The sequence below is a fragment of the Actinobaculum suis genome, assembly GCF_900618115.1.
GTDB lineage: Bacteria > Actinomycetota > Actinomycetes > Actinomycetales > Actinomycetaceae > Actinobaculum > Actinobaculum suis.
Map to the genome: position 1 here is coordinate 1,877,936 of NZ_UYIO01000001.1, position 19,092 is coordinate 1,897,027.

7 protein-coding genes and 3 rRNA genes are annotated in these 19,092 nt (G+C 55.4%); 3 read left to right on the forward strand and 7 right to left on the reverse strand.

All coding sequences use genetic code 11. The features are described from left to right. Window position 1: 1 nt before the first annotated feature. Window positions 2–1,759 (reverse strand): ATP-binding cassette domain-containing protein, encoded by a 1,758-nt coding sequence (locus tag H8274_RS07640; RefSeq protein WP_185934226.1) that lies wholly within the window; start codon window positions 1,757–1,759, stop codon window positions 2–4. Between the two features lie 448 nt (window positions 1,760–2,207). Here H8274_RS07640 and H8274_RS07645 point away from each other — a divergent pair, with 448 nt between their 5' ends. The 3 genes from H8274_RS07645 (at window position 2,208) to acnA (ending at window position 8,639) form a co-directional block, all read left to right on the forward strand. Continuing rightward, window positions 2,208–4,172, forward strand: a complete 1,965-nt coding sequence (locus H8274_RS07645) for an OPT family oligopeptide transporter (protein WP_185934483.1) — start codon at window positions 2,208–2,210, stop codon at window positions 4,170–4,172. A 350-nt stretch (window positions 4,173–4,522) separates the two neighbouring features. Then, window positions 4,523–5,917 carry a citrate synthase gene (locus tag H8274_RS07650; RefSeq protein WP_065414849.1) on the forward strand — a complete coding sequence of 465 codons (1,395 nt, stop codon included), beginning with the start codon at window positions 4,523–4,525 and terminating at the stop codon, window positions 5,915–5,917. Next, window positions 5,904–8,639, forward strand: a complete 2,736-nt coding sequence (gene acnA, locus H8274_RS07655; RefSeq protein WP_185934227.1) for an aconitate hydratase AcnA — start codon at window positions 5,904–5,906, stop codon at window positions 8,637–8,639. The genes H8274_RS07650 and acnA overlap by 14 nt, the downstream gene beginning before the upstream one ends. Window positions 8,640–8,816: 177 nt before the next feature. Here the strand turns inward: acnA and H8274_RS07660 are convergent, their stop codons facing one another. From H8274_RS07660 to H8274_RS07685, 6 genes are all read right to left on the reverse strand, one after another. Beyond that, complete coding sequence (locus H8274_RS07660; protein WP_221884780.1) at window positions 8,817–9,854, reverse strand: isocitrate/isopropylmalate dehydrogenase family protein; 1,038 nt, start codon at window positions 9,852–9,854, stop codon at window positions 8,817–8,819. A 24-nt stretch (window positions 9,855–9,878) separates the two neighbouring features. Continuing rightward, the gene (locus H8274_RS07665) at window positions 9,879–10,190 is read right to left on the reverse strand and encodes a cupin domain-containing protein (RefSeq protein ID WP_221884781.1); all 312 of its coding nucleotides are present in this window, start codon (window positions 10,188–10,190) and stop codon (window positions 9,879–9,881) included. A 1,197-nt stretch (window positions 10,191–11,387) separates the two neighbouring features. After that, window positions 11,388–11,505: ribosomal RNA gene (gene rrf, locus H8274_RS07670) — 5S ribosomal RNA — on the reverse strand. A 130-nt stretch (window positions 11,506–11,635) separates the two neighbouring features. Next, window positions 11,636–14,755, reverse strand: a 23S ribosomal RNA gene (locus H8274_RS07675). A 240-nt stretch (window positions 14,756–14,995) separates the two neighbouring features. After that, window positions 14,996–16,538, reverse strand: a 16S ribosomal RNA gene (locus tag H8274_RS07680). The 16S, 23S and 5S rRNA genes sit together here, the layout of an rRNA operon. Window positions 16,539–17,354: 816 nt before the next feature. Continuing rightward, window positions 17,355–18,872 (reverse strand): NAD(P)-dependent malic enzyme, encoded by a 1,518-nt coding sequence (locus tag H8274_RS07685; RefSeq protein WP_083078430.1) that lies wholly within the window; start codon window positions 18,870–18,872, stop codon window positions 17,355–17,357. Window positions 18,873–19,092 lie beyond the last annotated feature (220 nt).

A 19,092-nucleotide genomic window follows, 5' to 3' on the forward strand; every position in this document is an offset into this window, starting at 1 on the left:
TCTATTCTTCCTCCCCGCGCTGCCGGGATCGACTGTGGTGCCGGATGTACGGTTCTACCTGCGCCTTTGCTAGAGATTCGGCGGAGGTAGCCGGTAGGGCCTCGGCGGAATCAACCGAGTTTGAAGCGTGCTGGAGCCGTCCGGCGTCGATCTCGTACACGGTATCGGCCAGGCTAGCCAAAGTGCTCCGATGGGTAATCAGCACCACGGTCCACTCCGGTGGCAGCCCGGAAATAGCGTCGATAATGTGCGCTTCGGATTCGAGATCAATTTGACTGGTGGGTTCATCGAGAAGAAGAATCTTGCGTCCCGAAAGCAGGGCGCGGGCGAGCGCGATTCTTTGTGCTTGCCCACCAGAAAGCATCGCGGCGTCTTCCCCAATATAAGTTTGCAAGCCGTGCGGCATGGCACGTACTTCTTCCGCGATATGTGCGGCAGAAAGCGCCTGCCAAATCTCGGCCTCGCTCGCCTGCGGCGCCGCGAAACGCATATTCTCGGCAATCGTTCCGGTAAACATCCAGGTGTTTTGAGCAACAACCGCAGAGGCTTGCCGCAGCCCTCCCGGATCGCCCGGGCTGGCAACTTCCGCGCCCACCCGAATGGTGCCGGTTTGGGGTGCCAGAGCCCCGCGTAAAAGCCCCATAAGCGTGCTCTTCCCAGCCCCGCTCGGCCCGATGATTGCTACTTTTTCACCCCTCCGCACTTCCAGTGATACCTCACGTAAAACTGGCCCGCGCCCATAATCAAAACTCAAGCCCTGGGCGCTAATAGCTAGCTCCGCGGCCGGCCCGCCCGAATCCGAGCGGCCACGAGAATCACGGTGCCCACCAGACCCGTGCGGGTCGATTTTTTGGTAGGTCGAGATCGCCCGCGCGGCGGCACGCCCTCCCATCCCGATGTAGAAGAACCCGGCCACTTGGGAAAGCGGGTCGAGCAACAAGGTGGTCAACAAAACCGCGGCCAGAGCGCTTTCCGGGGTGAGTACCGCGGCGCGCGCGACCACCAAACCGGCTGCCAAACAGATCAGAAGTAGCCCGCACAAGCCGTCTACCACGATAATCACAACCTGATTTCCCGCCAAAATCCGCATAATAGATAGGCGGTTGGCTTCTCCGCGCCGGGCAAGTTCCTTTTCCACGCGCTCCCCTGCCCCGCACAGCCGGATCAGACTCATGTTTTTAATAGCGTCTAGGTACGCGGCGGAAAGTTCCTCTCGACGCCGCCGATTCGCCGCCGAAGATTTCCTAAAGAACCGCATAAATAAGCCCAGCAGAACCGGAATCAGCGGAACCGCTACCATCACTCCGAAACCAACCACGGGGTCGATGGCGATACCGATATAGAAAAGCACTCCGAAGGGCACAAGTAACGAAGCTATCGCTACCCCAAGGTAGCCTTGCCGATATTCAGTTACTCGTTCCACCATGCTCGTAAGCAACGGAACCGTGCGGCCCGCGGAATAAACTTTTGTACTTCCCGCCGCGGACAGCGCAAACGTTTGTTCCAGCAGGCTACGGCGCAGCCGGCGTTCTTCAGCGCGGGCCGCCGCCCCACCAGTTTCCTTTTCCGCAAAGGCACACAATCCGGCCAGCACGATGCAAATACCCGCCACCCACAGGTAAGTACTGCGCGAAGAAGTAGCGGCACTTGCTGCGACCAGTTTGGCACCGGCCGTAAAACCCGCCGTCAGAAAAGCCATGGTGGCAATCCGCCAGGCCCCCGCTGCGGCTGCCCCCACTCGCCCCGGCTTTATTTTCATGCTTCCACCTTCTGCGTTGATTTCTTATTCGCGCCGCGGTTTAGCGCTGCGGTTCCGCGCTACGGTTCTGCGCTGCGGTTCCGCGCCGCGGTTCCGCGCCGCGGCTTTCTGCTATTCGCGCCACAATCTTTGGCGCCGCAATTTCTCGTGCGCCTCTCGTGCGTCTCTCGTGCGTCCTACGTTTCAGATCCACCGCTTCCGATTTAGACCCGCCGCTTCCGATTTAGACCCGCCGCTTCCGATTTAGACCCGCCGCTTCGCGTTCCGCATTTCGGACCCTCCGCATTATCTTAGCGCCTGGGCAGAAAGTCCTTCTCTATGAGATCTCCTTGAGGTGTTGCAAAGTGGCGCGTACCGTGCTTTACGCTATTTGTAATATTCGGCTATCAATATATAAGAAGGAGCACACTTGCCCGTCACTAAGACAGACAGTGGGGCAAGAACCCCCATTAATGCTGGTCACACAGCTCGCAATTCCACACCTCGCGAACTAACCTTCCGCGCGGTGGTAATTGGCGGCATCATCACCTTGGTTTTCACGGCAGCAAATGTTTACCTTGGCCTCAAGTCTGGCCTTACATTTGCTACTTCTATTCCTGCAGCCGTTATTTCCATGGTCATCCGGGCTCGTACCAAGCACACGATCCAGGAAAACAATATTGTGCAGACGATCGCTTCCGGGGCCGGCACCCTTTCCGCGATTATCTTCGTAATTCCCGGCCTTGTTATGATCGGCTGGTGGGCGGAATTCCCCTTCTGGACCACGGTTGCGGTATGTATGGTAGGCGGCGTTTTGGGCGTCATGTACTCCATCCCGCTCCGGCGCGCTCTCGTCACGCATTCCGACCTGAAATATCCGGAAGGAGTGGCAGCTGCGGAAGTCCTCAAAGTTGGTGCTTCCGAAAAGGGGACGGCCGAAAACAAACGGGGCATGTGGGCGATTATTACCGGGGGTCTGGCTTCCGCCGCTTTCTCGATCCTCAGTTCCATGAAGTTGGCGGCCTCTAATATTTCCGGCGCCTTCAAAATTGGTGCCGGCGGAACTTCCCTCGGATTCGGTTTTTCCTTCGCGCTCATCGGGATTGGCCACCTGGTTGGCCTCGGTGTGGGCGTGGCCATGATAGTCGGCGTCGTTATTGGGGTAGGCGTGCTTCTCCCCACGTTCTCGCAAGGGCAGATCGCTCCCGGTAACCTATCGGATTCGCTTTCCACCGTGTTTTCTAATGACGTGCGTTTTGTGGGCGCCGGCGTGATCGCGGTGGCCGCGGTGTGGGCGCTGATTAAAGTTCTCCGGCCGATCTATCGCGGGATTCGCGATTCGGTTGTTTCTTCGCAAAAGCGCGCCCATGGCGAAAAAGTAGACCTGACGGAGCAAGACATTCCGGCCCAAAATGTGGGCGGAGTAATTTTGGTGTGCATGGTCCCTATTGCTTTCCTGCTCTGGGACTTCATTCAAGATACGGTGCTACGCGGCGCGGAACTAAAACTGATTGCGGTTTCGGTTATCGTCACCTTCCTCATCGGAATTTTGGTGGCGGCAGTGTGCGGGTACATGGCCGGCCTGATCGGTTCTTCAAACTCACCGATTTCCGGGGTAGGAATCTTGGTGGTTCTGCTCGGGGCACTGATCATGCGGTTTACGTACGGGCCGGCGGATGCGAAAGAAATTTTCGCGCTCACCGCTTTCACCCTTTTTGTCACCTCAATTATTTTCGGTATCGCGACGATTTCGAACGATAATCTGCAAGATCTGAAGACCGGTCAATTGGTCGGCGCAACTCCGTGGAAACAGCAGGTGGCGCTGGTAATCGGCGTCGTTTTCGGGTCCCTGATTATTCCGGTAGTACTGAATTTGATGGCGAACGCTTTTGGGTTCCAGGGAATGGAAGGCGCCGGCGAAAATGCGCTGGCCGCTCCGCAAGCTACCTTGATCTCTTCGCTTGCCGCCGGCGTTTTGGGCGGCACTATGGATTGGAGCCTGCTCGGACTAGGCGCGATTATCGGCGTCGTAATCATCATTATCGACGAAATACTCAAAGCGAAAACAGAGAAGCTTTCTCTGCCCGCGCTCGCCGTGGGTATGGGAATCTACCTGCCTATGAGTACCACGGTTACGATCGCGGTTGGCGCGGTAATTGGGGCGCTGTATGACCGCTGGGTGCAGGCGAGCGGTGATGCGGACGGAGCGAAGAAACGCACCGGCACGCTTCTCGCTACCGGTTTCATCGTCGGGGAAAGCTTGTGGGGCGTGGTAAACGCGGCCATTATCGGTTTCTCCGGTAACGATTCTCCCCTCGCCGTGGTGGGCGATTCCTTCGCTATCCCGGCGCTTATCCTCGGCATCGTGCTTTTCTGCGGAGCGATTTTCTATCTCTACCGCACTACCGCGAAGAAGGCTTCCGCCACTAACTAGAAATTACGACGCCGGTTTAAGGTGCCTCTCCTGACGCTCGCTTCGCCTGAAACTCCAGAAGCAAGGCGGGTTCGGGCCCGGCAAAACCGTGCGCAAGCAGAAAACACAAGGACGCAAACCGCGGAATTGGTCAACCTTGGGTACCAATTCCGCGGTTTGTGCCTTTTCGGAGATTAGCGCTCCGCAAGCTGCGCAGGGCTCTTGGAATCAGTGGACAAAATCTTTACTACGCATTACTCTTTCTTGAGGATTGCTTTTATTGACCATTGTTTCATGGTGAACGAGGCAGGGACTAAATCCAGGTTGACTAAATCGAGTTTTCTGGGGCAGGGTCCTTCAAGGAGGAAGACATGAGCGAGTCCGGAAAAGGTAACGAGACCACGAAACAGCTCGCGCATTACGCCAAGCTTTCCGCGCGCGCGAGCAAAATATCGCCGCGTGAATACTTGAAATACGACGTTAAGCGCGGCCTGCGCAACGCAAATGGCACCGGCGTCAACGTGGGTGTTACCCGTATTTCCAGCGTCACCGGATACCGCACCGAAGGCGAAAAAGTTATCCCCGAACCGGGCAAAATGTATTACCGCGGGATCGACGTCGAAGAACTCGTGGCCGGCCTGGATACGGATGTACATACCGGCTACGAGGAAGTTGTTTACCTACTGCTTTTTGATGAGCTCCCCACGTGGCCGGAACTGCGTGAGTTCGAGTCCTATCTCAATGATGAACGGCACCTACCCGAAAACTTCAAAGAGAATGTGATCCTCAATCAGCCCTCGAATAACATTATGAACTACTTGCAGCGCATGATTTTGGCGCTGTATTCCTACAGTGAAGATCCGGAAAACACCAGCCCGGAATCGCTCCTGAAAAAGGGCCTGCAAATCCTGGCAAAGATGCCCACCATGATCGCTTACGGGTACATGGCCCAACAGCATTATTACAACAATCAGTCTTTGGTTTTGCACGCGCCGATCTACGCTAGTTCCGCGGAAAACATTTTGCACATGGTCCGCCAAGACACCCAGTACACGGCAGAAGAAGCCCGCCTTTTAGACCTCCTCCTCGTAGTTCATGCCGAACACGGAGGTGGCAACAATTCCGCTTTTACCACGAACGTTATTTCTTCGTCCGGAACCGATATCTTTTCCACAATTTCGGCCGCCGTCGGCTCCCTGAAAGGTGTCAAACACGGGGGCGCGAACCTAAAAGCCACGAAAATGATCGACGATATTCTCGAACATGTTTCCGATCCGCGTAGCGACGTCGAAATAGAAACCTATTTGCGCCGGGTTTTGGACGGAAAAGCCTTTGATCGCAGCGGAATTATTTACGGCATGGGCCATGCGGTATACACTCTTTCTGATCCGCGCGCCCAGTTGCTAAAGCGCGGCCTGGAAAAGCTCGCGCAAAACAATCCGCGTTCTTTGGCACGTTTGCATGTGGCCCAACGGGTGGAAGCCATCACCCGGCAGCTCATGAAGGAAAAGAAGGGCTCCGATTTCGAGATTTGCGCCAATATAGATCTCTACTCGGGAATTGTTTACCAAATGCTGAACATCCCGCCTACACTTTACACTCCGATCTTCGCTGCCGCGCGCATTGCCGGCTGGCTCGCACATATCCTGGAGCAAACCTCCGACGGAAAAATTATGCGCCCGGCCTACATTGCTTTGCAGGAAGATGCACAGTACATTCCGATTTCCGAAAGAAAGAGGGGCGGTCACAATCATGACCTTCGATAAGGAGAAGTACGCGAGCACGCTCGAAGTTACTACCGGCCAGGGCACTTCCCTGGAACCGGCGGAAACTACCACCTACACGTACTATGATTTGCCGCGCCTGGCGGAAAATACCGGCATTGAGCTGGCGCGCTTGCCTTATACAATCCGGATTTTGCTGGAGTCTGCGGTGCGTCAGTACGACGCCGACCGGGTCACTTCCTCCCACCTTCGCCACCTTTTGCGGTGGCAAGATACCCAGGTTAAAGAAGAATATCCTTTCCGTCCGCAGCGCGTGATTTTGCAGGATTTCACCGGGGTGCCGGCAATCGTGGATCTGGCTTCCATGCGCGATGCGATGGCCAAACTTGGCTTTTCACCCCGCGCCATCAATCCCGATATCCCGGTGGATTTGGTGATTGACCATTCGGTACAGGTGGATTTCTTTGGCTCGGAAGAGGCAATTGCGCAAAACCAAGCGAAAGAATTCGAACGCAATAAGGAGCGTTATGAGTTCATCAAGTGGGCGCAAAATGCCTTCGATAATTTCAAGGTGATCCCTAATAATACGGGGATTGTGCACCAGGTAAATATCGAGTACTTGGCTAAGGTAATCGATACTTATACTGACGCGCAGGGCCGGCGCATTGCCGCCCCGGATTCCGTGTTCGGCACGGATTCTCATACGCCGATGGTAAATTCCCTGGGCGTGCTCGGCTGGGGTGTGGGCGGGATTGAAGCCGAAGCTGCGATGCTCGGCCAGTTCTCTTACAACTCGCTTCCGGAAGTGGTGGGAGTGGAGCTAACGGGCCAGCTCCGGCCTGAAGTTAATGCGACGGACCTCGTGTTGGCTATTACTGAAAAACTGCGGGCCTTTAACGTGGTCGGTAAATTTGTGGAGTTTTACGGGGAAGGTGCCCGCGCCCTCACTTTGCCGGACCGTGCCACGATTTCGAATATGGCTCCCGAATACGGGGCCACCGTGGGCTTCTTCCCGATTGACGCGGAAACTTTGGATTATTTGCGGGTTACGAACCGGCCCGAAAGCCAGGTTGCGCTGGTGGAGGCGTATGCGAAACGCAATGGCTTGTGGGCCGATCCGGCGGCGCGTATCGACTATTCGGCACGTGTTTCCATCGATCTGGCAGAGATCCAGACCGCAATTTCGGGCCCCAAACGGCCCCAAGATCGCATTTATTTGCGGGACGTCGAATCAGAGTTTGCCAAAACTTTGACCCGGCCGGCCGGACCGCAAGGTTTCGGACTGGACGAGGCAGAGGCGCGTAAAACTGCCCAGCTTGATTTCCAGGGAGAGCATTTCACTCTTGGCCACGGTGCGATATTTATTGCCGCAATTACCTCGTGCACTAACACTTCTAACCCGTATGTGATGATGGCTGCAGGTCTCATCGCGCGCAATGCTTCCCAGCGCGGCCTGCAGGTCCCCGCCTATGTGAAAACTTCTTTGGCACCCGGTTCAAAAACCGTTACTGACTACTATATTAATTCCGGTTTGGCGCCGTATCTCAATGCTTTGGGCTTCAACGTAGTGGGCTATGGGTGTACTACTTGTATTGGCAATTCGGGCCCCTTGCATCCGGAGCTGTCGAAGTCTATTGCTGAAAGCGGGATTGTTTCAGCTTCCGTGCTTTCCGGGAACCGAAATTTCGAGGGTCGGATTAATCCGGATATCCAGGCAAATTATCTGGCTTCCCCGCCGCTGGTTATTGCTTTTGCCTTGGCGGGGCGGATCGATATTGATTTCTCTACGACGCCGCTCGGGTACGACGCCGCGGGTGCTCCGGTTTTCCTGCGGGATATTTGGCCCACGCAGGAAGAAATTGCTGACTATGTACACCGCTTTGTCACGCGGGATATCTATTCCGGTACGTACGCGGATCTATATTCGGGGAACGAACAATGGTTGGCATTGCCGGCCGGCACGGGCGAGGTTTATGAGTGGAACGAGAATTCCACGTATATTCAAAATCCGCCCTATTTCGAAGATATGGAACCGGAAACCGGTGCTCTTCCCAATATTTCTGGTTTGCGGGTACTTGCCAAGTTTGGCGATTCGGTGACTACAGATCATATTTCCCCGGCCGGAGCGATCGTTCCCACTTCGCCAGCGGGCTTGTATTTGCAAGAGCGGGGCGTTGAACCGCGCGACTTTAATTCTTACGGGTCGCGGCGAGGTAACCACGAAGTGATGATGCGTGGCACTTTTGCGAATATCCGGCTGACTAATCAGATCGCGGGCGGAAAAATTGGTGGATACACCACGTATTGGCCTACTGGCGAGGTGATGCCGATTTACGACGCCGCTATGGGTTACAAGAAGAGCGGTACGGGCCTGGTGATTCTCGCGGGGAAGGATTACGGTATGGGTTCTTCGCGCGATTGGGCTGCGAAGGGCGCTTCCTTATTGAATGTGAAGGCCGTTATTGCTCGGTCCTATGAACGTATCCATCGGGCTAATCTGGTGATGATGGGGATTTTACCGCTGGAGTTCATGGGCGAAGAAGATGCCGATTCACTCGGGCTAACCGGCACGGAAGTTTTCGATATTGCTTTGCCAGAAAAGCTTGGAATCCACGAAGTAGTTGAAGTTACGGCTCGGGATCCGGAGACCGGAGCCGAAACCTCCTTTAGGGCCTTAGCCCGCCTGGATTCCACGGCCGATTTGGATTACTACCATAATGCTGGGATCCTGCCCTACGTAATCCGCAATAAAGCCCTAGCGTAATTCAGGCTTTAGTTAACCCGGTGGGGGTTGGGGAGGCGCGGCGGCGCCTCCCCAACCCCCACCGGGTTTATTGGACCTTATGTACTTCTAGCCTGCTCTTGTGTATGGCTGTGCAACTTGCTGGCGGCCAGATTTATCCAGCCGCCGCCGAGCTGGTTTACCCTACACTCGCCTCGTTTAGCTCGCGGGTAGATTGCTGATTACTGCGGCTGCGTATTCTGTAGTGCCGCAGTTACCGCCGAGGTCTGCCGTGTAGTTTTCCGGATTGCGCAGAGTCTCGTGGATGGCGGCACGAATCCGGTCCGCGCAGGTTTTTTGCCCAATATGGTCGAGCATCATGCACGCGGAGAGAATTAGCGCCGTCGGGTTGGCTTTATTTTGCCCGGCAATGTCTGGCGCGGTGCCGTGTACGGCCTCGAAGATTGCCATCTCATCACCAATATTTGCGCCGGGCACGAGGCCGAGGCCGCCAATCAGCCCGGCCATCAGGTCAGAAAGAATATCGCCGTAGAGGTTCTCGGTCACGATCACTTGGAATTTGTGGGGATTCATGACGAGTTGCATTGCCATGTTGTCCACTAGCACTTCTTGCAGTTCAATTTCCGGGTAGTCCGTCGCGATTTTCCGCCCGCACTCCAAGAACATGCCGTCTGTCAGCTTCATAATATTGGCCTTGGTAACCACCGCTACCTTGTTCCGACCCGTATTACGAGCATATTCAAAGGCCTGCCGAATGATTCTTTCCGATGCCGCCCGCGTAATTATTTTGATCGAATGCGCTTCATCTTCCGAAATCTGCTCTTCCACCCCGGCATATAGATCTTCCGTATTCTCGCGGAAAAGTACCAGATCCAAATCCTTGAACTTTGCCGGCACATCCCCCAAGTTCATGACCGGGCGAATATTTGCGTAAAGATCGTACCGTTTACGTAAGGCCACGTTTGCAGAACGAAAACCGGTGCCGATCGGCGTCGTCATTGGCCCCTTAATACCGACCTTTGTTTCCTCTAGGCTCGAAAACACGTTATCAGGGATGAGGGTACCGGTTTCCTCATATACTTCCGCTCCCGCCTTAACGGTTCGCCATTGCACATCGGCACCCGCAGCTTCGACCACCTTCTGCATCGCCGCCGTAATTTCCGGACCGATTCCATCACCGGGAATAACGGTAATCGCTACCATGAGGCCTCCTAAGTCAGTTTTTTCTCCAGCCATCTTCAGTATTCTATCTAGCTTTGGTCACTCACGGTTTTTATTCTCATCTACCTTTACTTGTGTGAGCACGAACCGGGTTGCTTCTGCTGCAGTGAGTGCATGTAGTTCATGGGGCCGCATGTATACGACGTCGCCCGGCACAAGGTTCTTTTCCTCGCCTTTCATGGTGAAAAGTATGTTGCCTGAGACTACTGTTACGACCGCCGCGCACGTGCTGGTGTGCTCGGAGAGTGCCTGCCCCTCGTCCATCGTGAATTCGGTAATGCTCAGAAGCTGGTTGTCGACGAGTACGCGTGATGTTATGGCGTCTTTGACCAGCGGTAGCTCTGTGCTCATCTCGGTGTGGAAGCTTGATGTTTGCATGCACCCGGTATTGCTTTGCGCCTGGTCGGCTGATTTTTCGTTGCTTTTGCACTGGCAGTGCGTTGATTTGGCATTGTTCATTTGCGCCTCCTTGGCTATTGGCTCATTAGTATTTACCGGTCAGGCTAGCCTCACCTAGGCTAGCCGAGCAAGGAGGTTCCGCTTCGGGAAGGTAATGCGTTCGTGCCCGATTTCATTAGCTGATTGCGACGCTGACCGGGTTGAGAATTCCACCTGGTAACCACACTTACCCTTACAGCTGCTCCCCGACCTACATGTTTATTTTATAAGCGCCGGGACCGGCTTCCAAGGCGGGCTGGGTGGGGCGATGCCTAGGCTATCGGCGGCCACACACCCGTCGGATACAAATTCACAACCACTGCACCATCCGTGGAAGCCACTTAGAAAACGTCGACAACTTGCGGGCAAACCCACACATAAGCTACGCCGCCGCCTTGTGGCGTAAATGCTACCCCCATGTTCACTTTCCGGGGGTGGACGGCGAAAAGAATTGGCCCAAGCGCACTCGCGCTATGTGCCGTTGGTGGCGGATGGGCTTGATACTGGTCCGACGCTTCAGGATGGGTTCGAGTAGGTGACGCAGTAATGGTGGATCGCCCTTGGAATTTCCCTATTTTTATTGCTTCCAAGGTTTGTCGAGCTCTTCCAGAAAGCCGCTGATCAGAAAGAAGCTAGTCGGGAAGAAGTTAGTCGGGAATAAGCTCGCGTTTGGTTTATTCGCCGGCAGGTCGCCCAATCTGCGAAGTCTCGCGGCGTGGTCCCGGTTGAGGTTGCCTTAGGGTGAAGTGCCCAGGGTTTTCTTCCGTCTAAGTAGACGGGAAAATCTGGGGCACTTCGGTTAAATAAAAAATGGGGGCCTACCCAGGCCCCCAAACAAAAACCAAAACCACAGGCCAACAGGCCGACCAACCAACAGGCCAACCGACCAGCAGATAGCCGACCAACCAGCAACCTTAGCCAGCCCCAGCAAGCCAACCGACCAACCCGCAGACCAACCAGCAACCAAGCCCAAACAGACAAACCCCACCGGCTAAACCAAACCCCCGGGACCAAATCCCCGGAGTTTTTGCCTGTTAAATAGGGAAAGCGGGAAACACCCCTCACACAAAAAGAGGAAGTGCTTCCCGCTAAACCCACAAAAATATTTTTTGGCGGCAGCGACCTACTCTCCCACGCCCTCCCGAGCGCAGTACCATCAGCGCAGGCGACCTTAGCTACCGGGTTCGAAATGGAAACCGGGCGTAACCCCACCGCTAAAACCACCGCCAAAAACCAAACACCACCAACCACACAAACACACACACAACAAGTACGCGTGTGGCCGTATTGGTCTGGTAGTCAAGAATCGCATAGCAGACACAAACACCAAAACAACCGTAAAAACCATGAAAAACAATCTTTGTAGATGGTCGGTCATTAGTACCAGTCAGCTCCACCCCTCACAAGGCTTCCACCCCCGGCCTATCAACCCCGTAATCCACAGGGGACCTCACCCAAAACAAAAACTTTGGTTGGAGAACTAATCTCGAAGCAAGCTTCCCGCTTAGATGCTTTCAGCGGTTATCCCTCCCGAACATGGCCAACCAGCAATGCCCCTGGCGGAACAACTGGCACACTAGAGGTTCGTCCGTCCCGGTCCTCTCGTACTAGGAACAGCCCTTCTCAATTCTCCTACGCGCGCAGCGGATAGGGACCGAACTGTCTCACGACGTTCTGAACCCAGCTCGCGTACCGCTTTAATGGGCGAACAGCCCAACCCTTGGGACCAACTCCAGCCCCAGGATGCGACGAGCCGACATCGAGGTGCCAAACCATGCCGTCGATATGAACTCTTGGGCAGGATCAGCCTGTTATCCCCGGGGTACCTTTTATCCGATGAGCGACAGCGCTTCCACACGCCACTGCCGGATCACTAGTTCCTACTTACGTACCTGCTCGACACGTCCGTCTCACAGTCAAGCCCCCTTATGCACTTACACTCAACACCTGATTACCAACCAGGCCGAGGGAACCTTTGAACGCCTCCGTTACCATTTAGGAGGCAACCGCCCCAGTTAAACTACCCACCAGGCACTGTCCCGAACCCGGATCACGGGCCACAGTTAGACATCCAACACGACCAGAGTGGTATTTCACCAACGACTCACTGACAACTAGCGCCACCAGATCACAGTCTCCCACCTATCCTACACAAACCGCACCAAACACCAATACCAAGCTATAGTAAAGGTCCCGGGGTCTTTCCGTCCTGCTGCGCGAAACGAGCATCTTTACTCGTACTGCAATTTCACCGAGCTCATGGTCGAGACAGCGGAGAAGTCGTTACGCCATTCGTGCAGGTCGGAACTTACCCGACAAGGAATTTCGCTACCTTAGGATGGTTATAGTTACCACCGCCGTTTACTGGGGCTTAACATCCCAGCCTCACCCTCCACAAAGAGGGATCACCAGTCCGATTAACCTTCCAGCACCGGGCAGGCGTCAGTCCGTATACATCACCTTACAGCTTCGCACAGACCTATGTTTTTGATAAACAGTCGCTTCTCCCCAAACTCTGCGACCCCCAACCCCTAGCCACGCAAAGGCAGCTTCAAGGCAAGGGCCCTCCTTCTCCCAAAGTTACGGAGGCATTTTGCCGAGTTCCTTAACCACGATTCACTCGCAAGCCTTAGTATGCTCTACCCAACCACCAGTGTCGGATTACGGTACGGGCAACCCCAAACCTAACGTCGATGCTTTTCTCGGCAGCACAGGCTCACTCTACTTCCCAACCAAAAAAGGTCAGTCACCATCAGGCCTCACCCACACGCTTCCCGGATTTACCAAAGAAACAGGCCACACCCTTAGACGTGCCAAGCCATTAGGCACGCGAAGCTACCACTCTGCGTCACACCCGTTAACACGCTTGCACCACACATCTTGGTTCCCACAAATCCACCACCCAAACCAACCCAAACAAATGGGAAGACCCAAGCAACTTCATGGCAGTTAACATCAACACGCAGCACACTTGACGGTTCAAGGCCGGTACCAGAATATCAACTGGTCACCCATCGACTACGCCTGTCGGCCTCGCCTTAGGACCCGACTAACCCAGGGCGGACAAACCTACCCCTGGAAACCTCAGTCATACGGCCGGCAGGATTCCCACCTGCCAAACGCTACTCATACCTGCATTCTCACTCGCATCCAGTCCACCAGTCATCACCAACCAGCTTCACCCCAAACACGACGCTCCCCTACCAAACAACCCCCACACAAACATAGGGACCATCTTCACGGTTTCGGCGGTGCACTTAAGCCCCGCTACATTGTCGGCGCGGAACCACTAAACCAGTGAGCTATTACGCACTCTTTCAAGGATGGCTGCTTCTAAGCCAACCTCCTGGCTGTCAACGCAACTCCACATCCTTTCCCACTTAGCACACACTTAGGGGCCTTAACCGATGATCTGGGCTGTATCCCTCTCGACAATGGAGCTTATCCCCCACAGTCTCACTGCCCTGCTCGCCTTGCAGCATTCGGAGTTTGGCTGACATCAGTACCCACAACAGGCCATCAACCAACCAGTCGCTCTACCACCACAAAACAACACAAAACGCTGCACCTAAATGCATTTCGGGGAGAACCAGCTATCACGGAGTTTGATTGGCCTTTCACCCCTACCCACAACTCATCCCCCAGGATTGCAACCCTGGTGGGTCCGGACCTCCACACGCTCTTACACGCGCTTCACCCTGGCCATGGGTAGATCACCCCGCTTCGGGTCTAGAACACGCAACTAAACGCCCTATTCAGACTCGCTTTCACTACGGCTACCCAACAAAAGGTTAACCTCGCCACATGCCACTAACTCGCAGGCTCATTCTTCAAAAGGCACGCCATCACCCCCACAAAAAAAAGGGCTCTGACGGATTGTAGGCGCCCGGTTTCAGGCACTATTTCACTCCCCTCCCGGGGTACTTTTCACCATTCCCTCACGGTACTATCCACTATCGGTCGCAATGGGTATTTAGCCTTACCAAGTGGTCTTGGCAGATTCACACGAGATTCCACGAGCCCCGCGCTACTCGGGCACACACCAACGCAGCCACACCAGTTTCATCTACACGGCTATCACGCACTACGGCAGGCCATCCCAGACCCTTCAACTACCAGCACGGTTTATCACTACGCTCCCCCACGTCGGCAAGGGAAAAGGCACGCCCCACAACCCCCCGCACGCAACACCCGACGGCTATCACACGCACAAGGTTTAGACTCCTCCGCTTTCGCTCGCCACTACTCACAGAATATCTCTTCCAGCAGGTACTAAGATGTTTCACTTCCCCACGTAACCACCCACCACCTATCAATTCAGCAGCAGGCGACCCACAAAAAGCAGGCCAGGTTCCCCCATTCGGACACCCTCGGATCAACGCACGCAAGCCAACTCCCCGAGGCATATCGCAGGCCACCACGTCCTTCTTCGGCCCATCACACCAAGGCATCCACCGAACGCCCTAAAACACCTACAAAAACTCAACAAAACACAGAAATTACAGAAAAATGCTCGCATCCACTATACGATTCACAACCACCACACCAACACCACACAACCCACACCAAACAAACAATGCGAGCCACGCAGGCAGCACGGGCACAAGTACCCAAGAGCCCAACAGCATGCCAGAAAGAAAAACCCCGATCGCAAAAAACAAACCCCACACAAAAAACAGGACACCAACACAGCACCCCAAGCGCAGGAAACCCCTTAGAAAGGAGGTGATCCAGCCGCACCTTCCGGTACGGCTACCTTGTTACGACTTCGTCCCAATCGCCAACCCCACCTTCGACCGCTCCCCCCAAAAAATGGTTAGGCCACGAGCTTCGGGTGTCGCCAACTTTCGTGACGTGACGGGCGGTGTGTACAAGGCCCGGGAACGTATTCACCGCGGCAATGCTGATCCGCGATTACTAGCGACTCCCACTTCACGAGGTCGAGTTGCAGACCCCGATCCGAACTGAGACCGGCTTTCAGAGATTCGCTCCACCTCACAGTATCGCAACCCACTGTACCGGCCATTGTAGCATGCGTGAAGCCCAAGACATAAGGGGCATGATGATTTGACGTCATCCCCACCTTCCTCCGAGTTAACCCCGGCAGTCTCCCGTGAGTCCCCGGCCAAAACCGCTGGCAACACAAGACAAGGGTTGCGCTCGTTGCGGGACTTAACCCAACATCTCACGACACGAGCTGACGACAACCATGCACCACCTGTACACCACCAAAAAGCTACCCCATCTCTGGAATATCGCAATGTATGTCAAGCCTTGGTAAGGTTCTTCGCGTTGCATCGAATTAATCCGCATGCTCCGCCGCTTGTGCGGGCCCCCGTCAATTCCTTTGAGTTTTAGCCTTGCGGCCGTACTCCCCAGGCGGGGAACTTAAAGCGTTAGCTACGGCGCAGAACCCCGGAAAAGGACCCCACACCTAGTTCCCAACGTTTACAGCATGGACTACCAGGGTATCTAATCCTGTTCGCTACCCACGCTTTCGCTCCTCAGCGTCAGTAATGGCCCAGTGACCTGCCTTCGCCATCGGTATTCCTCCAGATATCTGCGCATTCCACCGCTACACCTGGAATTCCAGTCACCCCTACCACACTCAAGCCTGCCCGTACCCACTGCACGCGCGAAGTTAAGCCCCGCGTTTTCACAGCAGGCGCAACAAGCCGCCTACAAGCCCTTTACGCCCAATAATTCCGGACAACGCTCGCGCCCTACGTATTACCGCGGCTGCTGGCACGTAGTTAGCCGGCGCTTATTCAGCACATACCCTCAACCCACCCCAAGTGCGAGCCTTGTTCTGCACCAAAAGAAGTTTACAACCCGAAAGCCTTCATCCCCCACGCGGCGTCGCTGCATCAAGCTTCCGCCCATTGTGCAATATCCCCCACTGCTGCCTCCCGTAGGAGTCTGGGCCGTATCTCAGTCCCAATGTGGCCGACCACCCTCTCAGGCCGGCTACCCGTCAACGCCTTGGTAGGCCATCACCCCACCAACAAACTGATAGGCCGCGAGCCCATCCCCAACCGAAAAAACTTTCCAACCACCCCCATGCGAGGACAGAAGAATATGCAGTATTAGACCCAGTTTCCCAAGCTTATCCCACAGTTGAGGGCAGGTTACCCACGTATTACTCACCCGTTCGCCACTCGAGCACTCCAATCAAAAAAGAAAGAAGCCTTTCCGTTCGACTTGCATGTGTTAAGCACGCCGCCAGCGTTCGTCCTGAGCCAGGATCAAACTCTCCACAAAAAACAAAATGCAAAGAGCCCAAAACGACTCCAAAAAAAACAACCACACCCAAAAACCAACCCAAAAAAGAGCCAGCCCCCAAGGCGCAGCCAAAAAACACACCAACACAACAACACCAACCACACCCCAAAACAACCCCAAAACAAGGCCATCCCAGAACTGCAGCCAGCACTGCCACATCAGCAACAATCAAAATCAATCAAACTGGCACACTATCAAGCACCCAAACACCACACCCACACCCCACAAAACCAACACCCAAAACAAGGCACCAGCCCCACAAGGAGAGCGACCAGCAGTCTAACAACCAAACAAACAAAAGTCAAACCCAAACCAAACAAGACCCAAGCCCAACCTCTGCCCGCCAGCCAAAACCACCAGCAAACAACCACCAACCAGAACCAAAACCCCAGGAACAAGCCAAAAAACCAGCCCACCCGAAGCAACAACCCCAACCGGCGACAGCAGAAAACAATACCCACCCCACCCCAAAAACACAAACCAAAACCCCAGTGACACCAAACACACACCCACAAAACCCCACCAACACAACAAAAACCCAAACCAACCAGACTGATTTACTTCGGGTTCACCGGCCCGTAACCCAGCCAGACGGTTCTCCCATCCACTCCCTGGCCTAATTTTCCGCTCCCGCCACGACCCCACTTCTGCCTAAAACAAAGCCCCTGCAAGCCCGAAGGGCCTGCAGGGGCTTTTTGTCTGGCAGCTACTGTGCATCTTCGCCGGCAGCTAGGAGGCGGGAGGCTAGAAGGCTAGATGCTCGGCGTCATCCTCTTGTGCCACTTGTACTTACAGTTACTCTGCTGGTTCTGCCTTTTTTGGCGCAGTTTTTTCCACGCTGTCTTGCACAGCTTTAGCAACGGCAGGCGCAATACGCGAATCGAAGGCGGTCGGAATTACGTAGTCGGGCCGCACTTCATCGCCCACTACATCCGCGAGCGCGCGAGCCGCGGCGAGGAGCATGGCATCGTCGATGGCGGCGGCGTCGGCATCAAGTAGGCCTCTAAACAGGCCTGGGAACACGAGAACGTTATTGATCTGATTCGGAAGGTCTGAGCGTCCGGTAGCAACAACCGCGGCGTAACGTCCCGCTTCTTCCGGGTCAACTTCGGGAACCGGATTGGCAAGCGCGAAGACGATCGCATTGGCGTTCATGGTGGCGATATCGGCACCGGTGAGCAGGTTCGGGGCGGAAACTCCGATAAAGACGTCGGCGCCGGCGATGGCTTCGCGCAAGGTTCCCGTAACGCCGGTCGGGTTTGTGGTGTGGGCGATTTCCTGCCACGCGGGGTTTTCGTAGGTAGCTTCGGTTTTCAGCACGCCCGCGCGGTCCACCGGCACGATATCGCGTGCACCCGCCACCGTGAGGAGCCGAATAATCGCACACCCGGCCGCCCCAATGCCGTTCACCACAATGCGAATATCGTCGATGTTTTTCCCGGTCACTTTCAGTGCGTTACGCAGCGCTGCGAGCACGACGACGGCGGTGCCATGCTGGTCGTCGTGGAATACCGGAATATCTAGTTCAGCACGGAGCCGTTTTTCGATTTCGAAGCAACGCGGCGCGGAAATGTCTTCCAGATTAATGCCGCCGTATGCGGGAGCGATTGCTTTCACGATGCGGATTATTTCTTCCGGATCTTTGGTGTCGAGCACGACCGGCCAGGCATCTACCCCGGCGAAGCGCTTGAAAAGCGCGGCTTTCCCCTCCATCACGGGAAGCGCGGCGGCGGGCCCGATATCGCCAAGCCCGAGCACCGCCGTGCCATCAGAGACGACGGCGACCGTATTGCGCCGGATCGTATAGCGGCGCGCGAGTGCCGGTTCGCGGTTAATGGCCGTGCATACCCGGGCCACGCCCGGCGAATAAACCCGGGCGAGGGTGGTCATATCTTCGAGTGGGGCACGCAACTCCATGGTCAGTTTTCCGCCTTCGTGGAGGGCGAAGACTTCATCTTCGGTACCGCAAACTTCGACCTGCGGGAGGGCCTGCAAAGCTGCCACCACTTCCTCTTGGTGAGAGGCGGAAGCGCAGTCAACTGTGAGGAGCACCACACGCTGGTCAGGGTTCGGATCGGTGCAAGGTTGCTTTTCCGATTCGTCATCTGAGCTGCCTGCAGCATGCAGTTCGCGGCCTTCCGCATGCGGCAATTTCTCTGGGCTCTCTAGCTGCGTGTTTTTCTCTAGCCGTATATTCTCCAGCTGTGTGAGTTTCGCCCCGGTTTTTTCTACCGCGGTTGCGAGCGCGGCAGTGGTCACGGCCGCAGGGGACTTAACTGTAATTCGCAATGTGTAACTTACCGATACGCCCATCGGGCTTCCTTTCGTTTTCGTTTCCCCCGGCTCCGGTTTATCCCGCTTCCGGTCAATCCCGTTCCGGCCGCCGTGTTCCGGCCGCCATGTTCCGGCTTGCCCGTTCGAGCCGGCCTGTTCTGGCTGACCCGTTCCGGCCACCCTGTGTAAAACTGTCTTACCTCATATAGAACCGGTCACTTTGTACAGAACGCGGCAAGGCCAGAAGGCCTTGCCGCGT

What these genes read in the sequence shown, in the direction of transcription:
- H8274_RS07640 (WP_185934226.1), bottom strand. Translation starts at nt 1,759, where the DNA reads ATGAAAATAAAGCCGGGGCGAGTGGGGGCAGCCGCAGCGGGGGCCTGG.
- H8274_RS07650 (WP_065414849.1), top strand. Translation starts at nt 4,523, where the DNA reads ATGAGCGAGTCCGGAAAAGGTAACGAGACCACGAAACAGCTCGCGCAT.
- acnA (WP_185934227.1), top strand. Translation starts at nt 5,904, where the DNA reads ATGACCTTCGATAAGGAGAAGTACGCGAGCACGCTCGAAGTTACTACC.
- H8274_RS07660 (WP_221884780.1), bottom strand. Translation starts at nt 9,854, where the DNA reads ATGGCTGGAGAAAAAACTGACTTAGGAGGCCTCATGGTAGCGATTACC.
- H8274_RS07665 (WP_221884781.1), bottom strand. Translation starts at nt 10,190, where the DNA reads ATGAGCACAGAGCTACCGCTGGTCAAAGACGCCATAACATCACGCGTA.
- H8274_RS07685 (WP_083078430.1), bottom strand. Translation starts at nt 18,872, where the DNA reads ATGGGCGTATCGGTAAGTTACACATTGCGAATTACAGTTAAGTCCCCT.